13 protein-coding genes and 1 tRNA gene are annotated in these 13,577 nt (G+C 66.6%); 9 read left to right on the forward strand and 5 right to left on the reverse strand.

All coding sequences use genetic code 11. From position 1 onward, the window contains the following. Positions 1-159 precede the first annotated feature (159 nt). The 5 genes from AC1Q6V_RS02645 (at position 160) to AC1Q6V_RS02665 (ending at position 4,684) form a co-directional block, all read left to right on the forward strand. Entirely contained in the window at positions 160-1,227 is a 1,068-nt protein-coding gene (locus AC1Q6V_RS02645) for a CaiB/BaiF CoA transferase family protein (protein WP_454749243.1), read from the forward strand. Continuing rightward, entirely contained in the window at positions 1,224-1,601 is a 378-nt protein-coding gene (locus AC1Q6V_RS02650; RefSeq protein ID WP_011614564.1) for a carboxymuconolactone decarboxylase family protein, read from the forward strand. The genes AC1Q6V_RS02645 and AC1Q6V_RS02650 overlap by 4 nt, the downstream gene beginning before the upstream one ends. A gap of 161 nt (positions 1,602-1,762) precedes the next feature. After that, on the forward strand, positions 1,763-2,389 hold the full coding sequence (locus AC1Q6V_RS02655) for a LuxR C-terminal-related transcriptional regulator (protein WP_010812229.1): 627 nt from the start codon (positions 1,763-1,765) through the stop codon (positions 2,387-2,389). 84 nt (positions 2,390-2,473) lie between these two features. Then, positions 2,474-4,066: a L,D-transpeptidase family protein gene (locus AC1Q6V_RS02660; protein ID WP_062804664.1), complete on the forward strand. Its 1,593-nt coding sequence runs from the start codon at positions 2,474-2,476 to the stop codon at positions 4,064-4,066. A 30-nt stretch (positions 4,067-4,096) separates the two neighbouring features. Beyond that, positions 4,097-4,684 carry a YcbK family protein gene (locus AC1Q6V_RS02665; protein WP_010812227.1) on the forward strand — a complete coding sequence of 196 codons (588 nt, stop codon included), beginning with the start codon at positions 4,097-4,099 and terminating at the stop codon, positions 4,682-4,684. Between the two features lie 108 nt (positions 4,685-4,792). On the opposite strand, the gene AC1Q6V_RS02670 is transcribed toward AC1Q6V_RS02665, so the two are convergent. The 5 genes from AC1Q6V_RS02670 to AC1Q6V_RS02690 all read right to left on the reverse strand — a co-directional run bounded on the left by AC1Q6V_RS02670 (position 4,793) and on the right by AC1Q6V_RS02690 (position 9,572). Continuing rightward, positions 4,793-4,869, reverse strand: a tRNA-Met gene (locus AC1Q6V_RS02670). 133 nt (positions 4,870-5,002) lie between these two features. Further along, on the reverse strand, positions 5,003-6,700 hold the full coding sequence (locus AC1Q6V_RS02675; protein ID WP_010812226.1) for an MFS transporter: 1,698 nt from the start codon (positions 6,698-6,700) through the stop codon (positions 5,003-5,005). A gap of 243 nt (positions 6,701-6,943) precedes the next feature. Continuing rightward, complete coding sequence (locus tag AC1Q6V_RS02680; RefSeq protein ID WP_010812225.1) at positions 6,944-7,279, reverse strand: DUF4212 domain-containing protein; 336 nt, start codon at positions 7,277-7,279, stop codon at positions 6,944-6,946. After that, positions 7,276-8,832, reverse strand: coding sequence for a sensor histidine kinase (locus tag AC1Q6V_RS02685; RefSeq protein WP_454749244.1), 1,557 nt, complete (start codon positions 8,830-8,832; stop codon positions 7,276-7,278). Before AC1Q6V_RS02685 ends, AC1Q6V_RS02680 begins: the two co-directional genes overlap by 4 nt. Before the next feature lie 50 nt (positions 8,833-8,882). After that, positions 8,883-9,572 (reverse strand): response regulator, encoded by a 690-nt coding sequence (locus AC1Q6V_RS02690; RefSeq protein WP_010812223.1) that lies wholly within the window; start codon positions 9,570-9,572, stop codon positions 8,883-8,885. 226 nt (positions 9,573-9,798) lie between these two features. On the opposite strand from AC1Q6V_RS02690, the gene recA reads away from it, so the two are divergent. From recA to sucC, 4 genes are all read left to right on the forward strand, one after another. Then, positions 9,799-10,863: a recombinase RecA gene (gene recA, locus AC1Q6V_RS02695; RefSeq protein WP_010812222.1), complete on the forward strand. Its 1,065-nt coding sequence runs from the start codon at positions 9,799-9,801 to the stop codon at positions 10,861-10,863. Positions 10,864-10,966: 103 nt separating this feature from the next. Continuing rightward, on the forward strand, positions 10,967-11,443 hold the full coding sequence (recX, locus tag AC1Q6V_RS02700; RefSeq protein ID WP_011614566.1) for a recombination regulator RecX: 477 nt from the start codon (positions 10,967-10,969) through the stop codon (positions 11,441-11,443). A gap of 143 nt (positions 11,444-11,586) precedes the next feature. Next, on the forward strand, positions 11,587-12,282 hold the full coding sequence (locus tag AC1Q6V_RS02705) for a DUF2889 domain-containing protein (protein WP_011614567.1): 696 nt from the start codon (positions 11,587-11,589) through the stop codon (positions 12,280-12,282). Positions 12,283-12,371: 89 nt separating this feature from the next. After that, positions 12,372-13,538: an ADP-forming succinate--CoA ligase subunit beta gene (gene sucC, locus AC1Q6V_RS02710; RefSeq protein ID WP_010812219.1), complete on the forward strand. Its 1,167-nt coding sequence runs from the start codon at positions 12,372-12,374 to the stop codon at positions 13,536-13,538. Positions 13,539-13,577: the final 39 nt, after the last annotated feature.

Below are 13,577 nucleotides of genomic sequence, written 5' to 3' on the forward strand. Positions count from 1 at the left end.
ATTGCCCCGTCAACGCCGTGGCGCGTAGCATGCTCCCGAGCCCCGCGGCAGGCATTCGCACGTCCGCGCTGCCGCAGGCACGGCCCATCCCATACCAATTCAATGCAAGCTGTCCCCCGGCCATGGCCCGGGCGGGCGGCGATTCCGGAGACGACGATCATGAGTGAGCGTGGCAACCTGCTGCCCCTGCGCGGTATCAAGGTGGTGGAATTCGAAGGCATCGGCCCCGGCCCGTTGTGCGGTGCGATGCTGGCCGGCCTGGGCGCCGAGGTCACGCTGGTGACCCGGCCGGTCGCGCCGGATGCCCGCCGCATCCTGCGCGGCCAGCCCGTGCCGCCTGAGATGGAGCTGGAGCACGGCAAGCGCGTGGTGCAACTGAACCTGAAGTCTGCGGACGACGTGGCCGCCGCACTGGACCTGGTGGCCGGCGCCGACGCGCTGATCGAAGGGCTGCGCCCGGGCGCGATGGAGCGCCTCGGCCTGGGCCCGAAGGCGTGCCATGCACGCAATCCGCGCCTGGTCTACGGGCGCATGACCGGTTGGGGCCAGACCGGCCCGCTGTCGCAAAGTGCCGGCCACGACCTCAACTACATCGCGCTGACCGGCCTCTTGTCGATGGCTGCGCGCGAAGGCTCACTGCCGATGGTGCCGCCGACCGTGATGGGCGATGCCACCGGCGCGCTTGGCCTGGCATTCGGCATCACCAGCGCCATCCTGAGCGCGCGCGCAAGCGGCGAGGGCTGCGTGGTGGATGCGGCCATCACCGATATCGTCGCCATGCTGGGCTCGCTGGTGCAGGTGTCGCGCGCAGCCGGCACGCTCGGCGGCCCGCAACCGAGCCCCTTCCACGATTCGCCGTTCTATGACGTTTTCCCTTGCGCCGACGGCCGCGCCATCACGCTGGGCGCGCTCGAGCCGCAGTTCTACCGCGAGCTGCTCGAGCGGCTCGAGCTGACCGACATCGACCCCGCCACGCAGTATGACCGTTCCCAGTGGCCCGCGGTGAAGGCCCGCATTGCCGCTTGCATCGCAGGCAAGTCAAGCACTCACTGGGAGGCGTTGCTGGGCGGCACCGACGTGTGCTTTGCGCGCGTGCTGACCCTGGACGAGGCCGCGCGCCATCCGCACAACCAGGCACGCGGCACGTATCGGCTGTGCCGGCAGGGCGAGCGCGAGGTGCCGCGTTCGGCGCCGGCGCCGCGCTTCCTGCCCGCGGGCACGGAATGACCTGGGGCCGCGGCACCGATGCCGCGGCCTCTCGAATCGGCTTGATCGGTTCGGCTACCATGCGGCATCCACCCAGACCGGAGACCCATGCCATGGCCGAACCCAGCCTGCAGCAACTGGTGACGGAGTTCGCCTGGGGCACGGTCTGGACTCGCGACGGCCTGGACCGCAAGCAGCGCAGCCTGGTGTCGATGCTGATTGCGCTGAACCGGCCGCAGGAGCTGGCCGGGCATCTGCGCGGCGCGCTCGCCAATGGCGTTACGCCGCAGGAACTGCGCGAACTGATGGTGCACAGCGCGATCTACTGCGGATTCCCCGCGGCGCTGGATGCCAGCCGCAAGCTGACTGAAGTCCTCGACGCTGCCAACGGGTAACGCCGACCGCGGCATCGATACGAAAACAGCGATGCAGAAGAGTCTGACTCTGATGCAGATTTTGCCGCATCTGCGCGGCGAGGATTCGGCGCATCAGGATCTCTCCGGCCCCTTAACCTTGGCACCAGGCCAAGCCATGCAAGTCGTTAAGGAGCCTCAAATTGCATCTCGCGCTGATCGTCGACGAACCCTCCCGGTTCCGCACCACGCTGTCCGCTGAAATCCGCGCTGAGTTGGGCGCCGGTGAAGTACTGGAAATGGACGGCATGCAGGAAGCATTCCGGCTGGTCCGCGAGCAACGGCCGGGGCTGGTGCTGGTCGATATCGAGTGCTTCGGCAATCCCGGCATCGACTTTGTCCGGTGCGTCTCGGCGACGCAGCCCACCGTGCCCTTGCTGGTACTGTCCGACAGCGACGCCACCCTGGCCTCGGTGCGGGCGCTGCGCGCCGGCGCCCATGGCTTCGTGGTCAAGCAGCGTGGGCTGGCCGAGGTGATGCAGGCCGTACGCGGTGTGCTGAGCGGCTACCTGGTCTTTCCCATGCATACGCTGGAAACCGTGCGCCAGATCGGCGAGCAGCGGGAATCCGGCTTTGCGCGGCTGAGCAACCGCGAGATCACCATCCTGCAATACCTGGCGCGCGGCCATTCCAACAAGTCGATCGCGGCGCAACTGCTGATCAGCAGCAAGACGGTCAGCACGCACAAGGCCAACATCATGGCCAAGCTCAATGTCGGCTCCCTGGTCGAAATGGTGGACTACGCGCGCCGGCATCAGCTGGTGTGGTAACGCGCACCCCGGGCGGCTTGCGGCACCATGCCGCCATCGCGGGTAGACTGTTGGCGTGTGTGACGAATCCGAACTTTTCGCCCGATGCCACCGACCCTGAATGCCGCCGCACGCCGCCTGGGCGCTGTCGTGCTTGCCTGTGCCGCCGCATGCCAGGCCACGCCTGCCTTCGCCAACGAACCGATGTGGTTTGCGCAGGGCCGACCGGTGCCGGCGGCCCGCCAGGCCGTCGATGCGCTGGCCGCGGCCGCGGCCGACGGCCTCGACCCGCGCGACTACGATGCCGACGCCTTGCGCCAGGCCGTGGCCCAGGCCGCCAGCGGGCCAGCATTGCCGCCGGACGCGGCCGCACGCGTGGATGCGGCGCTGAGCGCCGCGATGGAGCGGATGCTGGCAGACCTGCACGGCGGGCGCGTCAACCCGCGCGCGGTCCATGCCAACTTTGCCCCCCAGGCGGAACGGCCCTTCGATGCCGCCATCTGGCTGCGCGATGCCGTCAGGCAGCAACGGCTGCCCGATGCCATCCGCCAGGCAGCGCCCACCTTCCCGCTCTATGGCACGCTGCGGGAGGCCCTGGCGCGGTACCGCGAGATCGCGAAGCAGCCGGCCTGGGGGCAGCCGCTGCCACCCTTGCCGGCGAGCAAGCTGACGCCGGGCCAGCCCTGGGCCGGTGCCGCGGCGCTGGCTGCACGCCTGGTTGCGCTGGGCGACCTGCCCGCCGGCACCCAGGTGCCGGCCCGCTACGAAGGGACCCTGGTCGACGGCGTCAAGGCGTTCCAGTCGCGCCACGGCCTGGAGGCCGACGGCGTGATCGGCGCGGCCACGCTGGCACAACTCAACCTGCCCATCGCCAGCCGTGTGCGGCAAATCGAACTGACCATGGAGCGGCTGCGCTGGACGCCGCTGGACGGTCCGCGCATGATCGTGGTCAATGTGCCGGAATTCATGCTGCGCGCCTATGAGATCCGCGACGGCAAGCTCGACATCAAGCTCGAGATGAAGGTGATCGTGGGCAAGGCACTGGATACGCGCACGCCGTTGTTCGAGGAGGATATGCGCTACATCGAGTTCAGCCCGTACTGGAACATCCCGCCCTCGATCGCGCGCCGCGAGACCGTGCCGCACCTGCGCCGCGATCCGGCCTATTTCAACCGGCAGGGCCTGGAGTTCGTCACCGGCGACGGCAAGGCCGTGACCACGCTGTCCGAGGAAAATCTCGAGGCAGTGCTGAACGGCCGCATGCGCATCCGCCAGCGGCCGGGCCCGCTGAACGCGCTGGGCGATATCAAGTTCGTGTTTCCCAACAACGAGAACATCTACCTGCACCACACGCCCTCGCCGCAGCTGTTCAAGCGCGGCCGGCGCGACTTCAGTCATGGCTGCATCCGCGTGGAAGCCCCAGTAGCATTGGCCCAGTTCGTGTTGCACGATATGCCGGACTGGAACGAGACCCGGATCCGCGAAGCGATGACGCGTGGCAAGTCCAATACGGTGCGCCTGCAGCAGCCCTTGCCGGTGGTGCTGGCCTACGGCACGGTCATTGCGCGCGCCGATGGTCGTGTATCCTTCTTGCCTGACATTTACGGTCACGACAAATTGCTGGAGAAGGCACTGCGGCAACGCAACGGACGGCCCCAGCAACCAGCTATTGCAAGCGCCTCTGGCACCACCCGCTGAGGCGCCACTGGCACATTCAGAGGAAGTACCATGACTGATGCGACGCGCCAGGCACGCCGCCGCTTTCTTCATACCGCCGGAGGCCTGGCCCTTGCCGCCGGCCTGATGCCGCTGGCGCCGCGCCAGGCGCTGGCAGGCCTGCCTGCAAACCGGGCCCTGGCTGGCCTGCCGGACGCCCGCACGCTGGCGTTCGACCACACCCACACCGGCGAACGCGTGTCGTTGGTCTATGCCGTTGGCGACCGCTTCGTGCCCGACGCGCTGACTACGCTCAACGGCTTCCTGCGCGACCACTATTCCGGCAAGGTCGGCATGATCGACCCGCAACTGTTCGACCTGCTGTTCCAGGTCCGCCGCGAGCTTGGCACCGACCAGCCGTTCCAGGTCATTTCCGGCTACCGCAGTCCGACCACCAATTCGCGCCTGCGCAACACGCGCGGCGGCGGCGTGGCCAGGCACAGCCTGCACATGGACGGCAAGGCCATCGACATCCGCCTGGCCGGCGTGCCGCTGGCGGACGTGCGCGACGCGGCCAAGTCATTGCAGGGCGGGGGCGTCGGCTTCTATGAGTCTGACCAGTTCGTGCACATCGATACCGGGCGCGTGCGTTACTGGTAAGCGTCGTCTGTGGCCGCCCCATGATGGGCGGTTCTCGTTTGCGCGCCCTGGTAACGACCCAAAGCAAAAAGCCGCGAACCCATGCGGGATCGCGGCTTTTTAAATAGATGGTGGCGAATCAGGGACTCGAACCCCGGACCTGCGGATTATGATTCCGTCGCTCTAACCGACTGAGCTAATTCGCCAACGAAGACTGAGATTATACCTGGGCTTTCGATGCTGTCAACACCTTCGTGTGAAGATTTTGCACGAAGGGCCCATGCATAAAAAAACGGCAGGCCGAATGGCCTGCCGTTTCCGTTAGTGCCGGACGACTGCTCAGTCGTTGGCGTAGATGTTCACGTCCTTGGTCTCGCGGATGAACAGCGCGCCGATCACGAAGGTGATGGCTGCGATGATGATCGGGTACCAGAGACCGTAGTAGATGTTGCCGTTCTGGGCCACCAGCGCAAACGAGATGGTGGGCAGCAGGCCGCCGAACCAGCCGTTGCCGATATGGTAGGGCAGCGACATCGAGGTGTAGCGGATGCGGGTCGGGAACAGCTCCACCAGCATGGCGGCGATCGGGCCGTACACCATGGTGACGTAGATCACCAGGATGACCAGGATCACCAGCACCATGATCGTGTTCATCTGTGCCGGGTCGGCCTTGGTCGGGTAGCCGGCGGAGGCCATCGATTCACCAACCTCCTTCTTGAACGCCGCGATCTGCTTCTTGCTGGGCTCGTCGAAGCTGTGGCCGTTCACCAGCTGCGCGTCGAAGGCCTTGATCTCCTTGTCGCCGATCTTGACCGTGGCCACGGTGCCGGCCGGGGCCTCGACCACTTCATAGCTGGCCGATGCCTGGGCCAGCGTGCGCTTGGCAATGTCGCAGGAGCTGCGGAAGTCGATCTCGCGGGCGATCGGGCTGCCCTGGAACGAGCACTGCTTCGGGTCGGCGGTGACCACGATCTGGGCGCTCTTCTGGGCGCGCTCCAGAGCCGGGTTGGCGTAGTGGGTCATGGCCTTGAACAGCGGGAAGTAGGTCAGCACGGCCAGCGCGCAGCCCGCCATGATGATCCACTTGCGGCCGATCTTGTCCGACAGCGAGCCGAAGAAGATGAAGAACGGCGTGCCGAGCACCAGTGCGCCGGCGATCAGCAGGTTGGCCGTCTTGGCATCGACCTTGAGCACCTGGGTCAGGAAGAACAGCGCATAGAACTGGCCGGTGTACCAGACCACGGCCTGGCCGGCGGTCAGGCCGAGCAGGGCCAGGATCACGATCTTCAGGTTGCGCCACTGGCCGAAGGACTCGGTCAGCGGGGCCTTGGAGGTCTTGCCCTCTGCCTTCATGCGCTGGAACGCCGGCGATTCATTCATCGACAGGCGGATATATACCGACACGCCCAGCAGCAGGATCGACACCAGGAACGGGATGCGCCAGCCCCAGGTCTCGAAGTTGGGTCCGGTCATTTCGCGGCACAGCAGGATCACGATCAGCGACAGGAACAGGCCCAGCGTGGCCGTGGTCTGGATCCACGAGGTATAGGCGCCGCGCTTGCCGTGCGGTGCGTGCTCGGCCACGTAGGTGGCGGCACCGCCGTACTCGCCGCCGAGCGCCAGGCCTTGCAGCATGCGCAGTGCGATCAGGATGATCGGCGCGGCCCAGCCGATGGTGGCATAGCCCGGCAGCAGGCCGACGATGAAGGTCGACAGGCCCATGAGCAGGATCGTCACCAGGAAGGTGTACTTGCGCCCGATCATGTCGCCCAGGCGGCCGAACACCAGCGCGCCGAACGGCCGCACGATAAAGCCGGCGGCGAATGCGAGCAGCGCGAAGATGAAGGCCGAGGTGGGATCCAGTCCGGCGAAGAACTGCTTGGCAATGATTGCCGCCAGCGAGCCGTAGAGATAAAAGTCGTACCACTCGAACACCGTGCCCAGCGATGAGGCAAAGATCACCTTGCGCTCTTCGGCTGTCATCGGTGCGTTCTGCGCGCCCCCTGCGGGCACCGCAACGTTTTGCACGTTTGCCATATTGTCTCCTCCGTCTGGAATGGATCTCGGGTGGGCGTGGCGCGGGAAAGACCGCGCGGCTGGCCGCTATGCCTGAGTTGCAGAGGATTGTGGGTGGCGAAACTTACTGCGTTCTGACAGAACGGGGCACGGAATCGTCAAAGAATATCGGGGTATACGCTAGCCGTGGGCGCGAGTTTGGCTGCTGCGCTGCGGGGCGCAATTCACTTGTGTGGCGGAATGGCGCGCTTTGCAGGGCTGCGGCTATGCAGCATCAGTGCCTGTTCCGCGCGAGGCGCCCTGCGAAGGCGCAGGGGCGGGCGCGGCCAGGCTATCGGCGTCCGCTTCGCCGTCGGCGCGGTTCATGCGCCAGGCGTAGAGCGCGGCCATCAGCACGTAGACCACCAGCGCGCCTTGCGCGCCGACCCAGAACGAGAACGGCCAGCCAAAGAAGTCGAAGCGCAGGTCGCGCGCAAACCATGCCACCACGAAGGTGACGGTGAACCAGATCGCGAGCAGGCCGCAGATCCAGCGCAGGTTGCGCCGCCAGGCCTGGCGCTGGCGGGCTTCGGCACTATCGGGGGCGGGGCTGTCGTTCATGCGGGCGGCAGGTAGTCGGGCCGGCGCAGCGTCACGCGGAAATGCGCGCCGGCCAGCCGTGGCGATTGTTGGTAGACGTGGTCGGAAATCTGGACGTCGCCGCCGTGCTGCTGCACGATCTCGCGCACGATGGCCAGGCCCAGGCCGCTGCCTTCGGTATTGGTGCCGAGCACGCGGTAGAAGCGCTCCATCACGCGCTCGCGCTCGGCCGGCGCAATGCCCGGGCCGGTGTCTTCCACATCCAGGTAGGCGAACGGCTCGAAGGCATCGGCGCTGACGCGCACCGTGGCGTGCCCGCCGCGCGGCGTGTAGCGGATGGCGTTGTCGAGCAGGTTGTTCAGCATCTCGGTCAGCATCAGGCGGTTGCCTTGCACCATCACCGGATGTTCGTCGGCATCCAGGCCCAGGTCGATGTCGCGCGCCCAAGCCTGCGGCAGCCAGTCCTTGACCACCTCGCGCGCGAGCGCCGCCAGGTCCAGCGCGGCCATGCCGCCGGTGCCCGCCAGGTTTTCCATGCGCGCCAGCGACAGCAGCTGCGTGACCAGGTGCGCGGTGCGCTCAGAGCTGCCGGCGATCTGCGCCAGCGAGCGCCGCAGCTCTTCCGGCGACTGCTCGCGCTGCGCCAGCTCGGCCTGCATGCGCAGGCCCGCCAGCGGCGTCTTCATCTGGTGCGCGGCATCGGCGATAAAGCGCTTCTGGGTCTGCACCGACTGGTCCAGGCGCGCCAGCAGGTCGTTGAACGAACCCACCAGCGGCGTGATTTCCTGCGGCGCGGCGCGTTCGTCGATCGGGCTGGTATCGCCGGGGTTGCGCGCGCGGATGCGCTGCTGGATCGCGGTCAGCGGCGCCAGCCCGCGCGACAGCCCGAACCACACCAGCACCACCGCCAGCGGCAGGATCACGAACTGCGGCAGGATCACGCCCTTGATGATCTCGTTGGCCAGGCGCGCGCGCTTGTCCAGCGTCTCGGCCACCTGCACCAGCACCGGCTGGCTGCCGCTGACCTGCTTCAGGTCGATATAGGTGTAGGCCACGCGCACGTCGTTGCCGGCCACGCGGTCATCGCGCAGGGACACCAGCCCCGCGTGGCCCTGGTCCTCCTCGGACGGCAGCGGCAGGTCGTGGTCGCCGGCGATGTATTCGCCGCGCTTGCCGACCACCTGGTAGTAGATGTTGTCGGTCTCGTCGGCGCGCAGGATCTCGCGCGCCGACAGCGGCAGCTGCAGCGTGATGCGCCCGTTGACCTCGCGCACCTGCTGCGACAGCACGATGGCGCTGGCTTCCAGCGCGCGGTCGAAGGGCCCGTTGGCGATCGACTTGGCCACCAGGTAGGTCACCGCGATGCTCATCGGCCAGAGCAGCAGCAGCGGCGCCAGCATCCAGTCGAGGATCTCACCGAACAATGAGCGCGGCGCGGAATTTGCCGCGCTTTCCTCCAGGTGCGGCAACGCGTCGGCCAGATCCTGGTCGGTAGTGTCCGGGGCCGGGGCGGCGGAAGGAGGGGGTGGCGCGGGGCGGGGCACGCGCCGCCAGGGCAGTCGCAGCAGGCTCATCTCGGCGAGGTTGCGCTCAGGTCAGTCGCGTGGCCTGCGGTGGGGTCGGATCAGTGATGCGTGGCCACCGCCGGCTGGAATTTCTCCAGGCAGTAGCCAAGCCCGCGCACGGTGGCGATGCGGATGCCGCCGACTTCGATCTTCTTGCGCAGCCGGTGCACGTAGACCTCGATGGCGTTGTTGCTGACTTCCTCGCCCCATTCGCACAGGTGGTCCACCAGCTGCTCTTTCGATACCAGGCGGCCGCTGCGTGTCAGCAGGATCTCCAGCAACCCGATCTCGCGCGCGGACAGGTCCAGCATCTGCTCGTTGAGATAGGCGATGCGTCCGACCTGGTCGTAGGCCAGCGGCCCGTGCCGCATCAGCGTGGCGCCGCCGCCGGCGCCGCGCCGCACCAGCGCGCGCACGCGCGCTTCAAGCTCGGACAGGGCAAAGGGCTTGGCCATATAGTCGTCGGCGCCCAGGTCCAGGCCCTTGACGCGCTCGTCGACGCTGTCGGCGGCGGTCAGGATCAGCACCGGCAGCATGGCGCCGCGCGCGCGCAGGCGCTTGAGCACTTCCAGCCCGGACATGCGCGGCAGGCCCAGGTCCAGGATCAGCAGGTCGAAGGTCTGGGTCGACAGCGCGGAATCGGCTTCCAGGCCGTTGGTGACGTGGTCGACGGCGTAACCCGAGTGGCGTAGCGAGCGCGTCAGGCCGTCCGCCAGCACGTCGTCATCTTCGGCGATCAGAATGCGCATGGTTGTCTCCACCCTGGCCGGCATAGCCGGCGCCGGCGGAATGGGGCGCGATGGGGCTTGCCAAGCATACTGTTTTTTTATACAGTACCCGCACGTTCCGCTGGGGCTGCCCGGGGAGACCCCCTGGAGAGCGGCCGCGCAGACAGCCGGGCCGGCGCTGGAGCCGGAAAATGCCGGTGCCGCGCCACATGCGGCCTATTTATACACCATTGATTCAAGGACGACCATGGACGACAAGAAGGCAGGTGCCGGCGTGAGCGCCGAGAAGCAGAAGGCGCTTGCCGCCGCGCTCTCCCAGATCGAGAAGCAGTTCGGCAAGGGCTCGATCATGCGCCTGGGCGACGGCGAGGTCGAGAAGGACATTCAGGTGGTATCCACCGGTTCGCTCGGCCTGGACATCGCGCTTGGCGTCGGTGGCCTGCCGCGCGGCCGCGTGGTCGAGATCTATGGTCCGGAATCGTCGGGCAAGACCACGCTGACGCTGCAGGTCGTGGCCGAGATGCAGAAGCTGGGCGGCACCTGCGCCTTTATCGACGCCGAGCATGCGCTGGACGTCAGCTACGCCAACAAGCTGGGCGTCAACGTCGGCGACCTGCTGATCTCGCAGCCGGACACCGGCGAACAGGCGCTGGAAATCACCGACGCGCTGGTGCGCTCGGGCTCGATCGACCTGATCGTGATCGACTCGGTGGCGGCGCTGGTGCCCAAGGCCGAAATCGAAGGCGAAATGGGCGATTCGCTGCCCGGCCTGCAGGCCCGCCTGATGAGCCAGGCGCTGCGCAAGCTGACCGGCACCATCAAGCGCACCAACTGCCTGGTGATCTTCATCAACCAGATCCGCATGAAGATCGGCGTGATGTTCGGCTCGCCGGAAACCACCACCGGCGGCAACGCGCTCAAGTTCTACGCCTCGGTGCGCCTGGATATCCGCCGCATCGGCTCGATCAAGAAGGGCGACGACGTGATCGGCAACGAGACCAAGGTCAAGGTGGTCAAGAACAAGGTCTCGCCGCCGTTCCGCGAAGCCTTCTTCGACATCCTCTACGGCCAGGGCATCTCGCGCCAGGGCGAGATCATCGACCTGGGCGTGGACGCCAAGATCGTCGAAAAGTCCGGCGCCTGGTACAGCTACAACGGCGACAAGATCGGCCAGGGCAAGGACAACGCGCGCGAATACCTGCGCGAGAACCCTGACATCGCCGACGAGATCGAGAACAAGGTGCGCGCGGCGCTGGGCGTGGTGGCCATGAACCCCACGGCGGCTGCCACGCCGGTAGCGGTCGAAGACTGACCGCGCCAGCGGCCATTGCGCCATCCGGAAGGCCGGGGCATCGCCGATGCCCCGGCCTTTTTGCTTGGCGCGGATCCCCTCCATCCACAGATTCCGGCAACCCATGGCAACCCGTCCCCCGCTTTCGCTGAAGGCCCGCGCCGTCGGCTACCTGTCGCGCCGCGAGCACAGCCGTGCCGAGCTGGCGCGCAAGCTGGCGCCGCATGCCGAGTCGGCCGAGCAGCTGGAGCAGTTGCTGGACGCGCTGGAGCGCGAGAACTGGCTGTCGAACCAGCGCTTTGCCGACAGCCTGGTGCACCGCCGCGGCGCCCGCTACGGCACCGCGCGCGTGATGCAGGAAGCCAAGACCCACAAGCTCGGCAGCGAGCAACTGGGCGATCTGCAGGAGCGGCTGCGCGCCACGGAAGTGGAGCGCGCCCGTGAGGTCTGGCGCAAGCGCTTCGGCACCCCGCCGGACACGCCCGAAGCGCGGGCCAGGCAGATCCGCTTCATGGTGGCGCGCGGGTTCTCGCGTTCGGTCGTCGGCAAGATCATCCAGGGTGCGGACGAAGACTACGGCGACGACGGTGGCGAGGCCTGATGCGCCATGGTCGGCCGACAATCCCGCTGCGACAGTTGCTGCACAAGGATGTTCCCGGCCAAAGCGGCGCGGCATGTTAAACTCCCCCGGTTTTCGGTGCTCCGGCACCGCCGTTCCCCAGCCCCCGTATTTCCAGCCTGGCCATGCCTCTGTCCCAGCCCGTCAACCGCTCCCAGCGTCACCGTCGCGCCATTACGGCCGAGGCGTACCAGAGAGAGGACGGCTTGTGGGATATCGAGGTGCGCCTGACCGACACCAAGCCTCGCGACATCGAACTGGCCGGCGACCGCGTCCGCCCGGTAGGCCAGCCCCTGCACGACCTGTGGTTGCGCGTCACGATCAATGAGGAAATGACGGTGCTGGATGCCGAGGCCTGCTCGGACTGGGTGCCGTATCCATCTCATTGCGACACGATCGGCCCGGCTTACCGCAAGCTGATCGGCCTGAACCTGCGCAAGGGCTTTCGCAAGGCCGTGCGCGAGCGCCTGGGCGGCATGCACGGTTGCTCACACCTGACCGAGGCCGCTGGCGTGCTGCCCAGCACGGCGATCCAGGCCTTTGCCGGTGAAGTCATCAATATCCGCGACAACGGCGAGGACGACCCGAATCCGGAGCCGCCCTATCAGTTGAACGGCTGCCACGCCCTGCGTTTCGATGGCGAGGTGGTTCGTCAGTTTTACCCGCGCTGGTATGGTCACCAGCCGACGCCCAAGGTACGGGCCGAGGCAGCACCTGCCGTCGCAACTGCGCCTCAGGCGCCGCCCGCGGCCAATGGCGACCGCGGCAATGATGGCAACGACGCTGTCCCGGCCGAGCGGCCGACCGGCACCTCCGGCTGATTCTCAGGATTGGCCAGCCTGACGAGAGAGTTCGTCTTCTTTCAGATTCTTCCCTTCTACCTTTTACGCCTACCCGAAAGGAAACACGCATGAATATCCATGAGTATCAAGGCAAGGAAATCCTGCGCAAATACAATGTGCCGGTTCCGCGCGGCATCCCCGCGTTCTCGGTTGACGAGGCCCTGAAGGCCGCAGAAACGCTCGGCGGCCCGGTGTGGGTCGTCAAGGCTCAGATTCATGCGGGTGGCCGCGGCAAGGGCGGCGGCGTGAAGGTTGCCAAGAGCATCGACGACGTCAAGACCTACGCTTCGAACATCCTGGGCATGCAGCTGGTCACGCACCAGACCGGCCCGGAAGGCAAGAAGGTCAACCGTCTGCTGATCGAAGAAGGCGCCGACATCAAGAAGGAACTGTACGTTTCGCTGGTGGTGGACCGTGTTTCGCAGAAGGTCGCGCTGATGGCCTCGAGCGAAGGCGGCATGGACATCGAAGAAGTCGCCGCCCACAGCCCGGAAAAGATCCACACCCTGATCATCGAGCCGTCGGTTGGCCTGACCGACGCTGAAGCCGACGACATCGCCCGCAAGATCGGCGTGCCCGACACGAGCGTGGCGCAAGCCCGCCAGGCCCTGCAAGGCCTGTACAAGGCGTTCTATGAAACCGACGCTTCGCTGGCTGAAATCAACCCGCTGATCCTGACCGGCGACGGCAAGGTCATCGCGCTGGACGCCAAGTTCAACTTCGACTCGAACGCGCTGTTCCGTCACCCGGAAATCGTTGCCTACCGCGACCTGGATGAAGAAGACGCCAACGAAATCGAAGCCTCGAAGTTCGACCTGGCCTACATCTCGCTGGACGGCAACATCGGCTGCCTGGTGAACGGCGCCGGCCTGGCCATGGCCACCATGGACACCATCAAGCTGTTCGGCGGCGAGCCGGCCAACTTCCTCGACGTGGGCGGCGGTGCCACCACCGAGAAGGTGACCGAAGCCTTCAAGCTGATGCTGAGCAACAAGAACGTGCAGGCCATCCTGGTCAACATCTTCGGCGGCATCATGCGTTGCGACGTGATCGCCGAAGGCGTGATCTCCGCTTCCAAGGCCGTGCACCTGACGGTGCCGCTGGTCGTGCGCATGAAGGGCACCAACGAAGACCTCGGCAAGAAGATGCTGGCCGACTCGGGCCTGCCCATCATCTCGGCCGACACGATGGAAGAAGCCGCCCAGAAGGTGGTGGCCGCTGCCGCTGGCAAGTAAGCCGTCGCACGAACGCAACCATACGCGAACGCGGGCGGT

This window comes from Cupriavidus sp. GW823-FHT07B10 (assembly GCF_058794355.1).

Coding starts and splice junctions, on each gene's coding strand:
- AC1Q6V_RS02645 (WP_454749243.1), top strand. CDS start 160: ATGAGTGAGCGTGGCAACCTGCTGCCCCTGCGCGGTATCAAGGTGGTG.
- AC1Q6V_RS02650 (WP_011614564.1), top strand. CDS start 1,224: ATGACCTGGGGCCGCGGCACCGATGCCGCGGCCTCTCGAATCGGCTTG.
- AC1Q6V_RS02660 (WP_062804664.1), top strand. CDS start 2,474: ATGCCACCGACCCTGAATGCCGCCGCACGCCGCCTGGGCGCTGTCGTG.
- AC1Q6V_RS02665 (WP_010812227.1), top strand. CDS start 4,097: ATGACTGATGCGACGCGCCAGGCACGCCGCCGCTTTCTTCATACCGCC.
- AC1Q6V_RS02675 (WP_010812226.1), bottom strand. CDS start 6,700: ATGGCAAACGTGCAAAACGTTGCGGTGCCCGCAGGGGGCGCGCAGAAC.
- AC1Q6V_RS02680 (WP_010812225.1), bottom strand. CDS start 7,279: ATGAACGACAGCCCCGCCCCCGATAGTGCCGAAGCCCGCCAGCGCCAG.
- AC1Q6V_RS02685 (WP_454749244.1), bottom strand. CDS start 8,832: ATGAGCCTGCTGCGACTGCCCTGGCGGCGCGTGCCCCGCCCCGCGCCA.
- AC1Q6V_RS02690 (WP_010812223.1), bottom strand. CDS start 9,572: ATGCGCATTCTGATCGCCGAAGATGACGACGTGCTGGCGGACGGCCTG.
- recA (WP_010812222.1), top strand. CDS start 9,799: ATGGACGACAAGAAGGCAGGTGCCGGCGTGAGCGCCGAGAAGCAGAAG.
- recX (WP_011614566.1), top strand. CDS start 10,967: ATGGCAACCCGTCCCCCGCTTTCGCTGAAGGCCCGCGCCGTCGGCTAC.
- AC1Q6V_RS02705 (WP_011614567.1), top strand. CDS start 11,587: ATGCCTCTGTCCCAGCCCGTCAACCGCTCCCAGCGTCACCGTCGCGCC.
- sucC (WP_010812219.1), top strand. CDS start 12,372: ATGAATATCCATGAGTATCAAGGCAAGGAAATCCTGCGCAAATACAAT.